This is a genomic window from Acuticoccus kandeliae (assembly GCF_003073115.1).
Window position 1 is genome coordinate 1 of record NZ_QBBV01000105.1, and the last position, 353, is coordinate 353.

The 353-nt window shown below is 66.9% G+C and carries 1 protein-coding gene; it reads right to left on the reverse strand.

What is annotated here, in order from left to right; all coding sequences use genetic code 11:
* Positions 1–154: 154 nt before the first annotated feature.
* A partial coding sequence (locus DBV35_RS29510) for a succinate dehydrogenase/fumarate reductase transmembrane subunit (protein WP_205648953.1) occupies positions 155–353 on the reverse strand: 199 nt, incomplete at its 5' end.

The window sequence follows — 353 nt, forward strand, 5'->3', positions numbered from 1 at the left end:
CGCCGGGTTGACCAGCTTGACGCCGAAACGACGGCGCTCCCAGCGGGTCTCGATGGCGCCCGAGGGGACCGCCTTGTCGACGACCGGCTCACCGGTCGCGTAGTCGGCGTAGGACACGTGGTGGGACGAGGCGTCAGTGCTGTCAGTCATGGGATCAGACCACTCCGAACGTGACGGCGAGGGGCACCGAGATGAAGCCGAGGGTCAGCACGGCGGCGAAGACCGTCGACACCACCTTGATGATGCGCTCACGGCTGTTCGACGACCACCCGAGCGTCTGGATGCCCGAGAAGATGCCGTGCTGGACGTGGAAGCCCAGCGCGACCACCGCGAGGACGTAGAACAGGGTGACG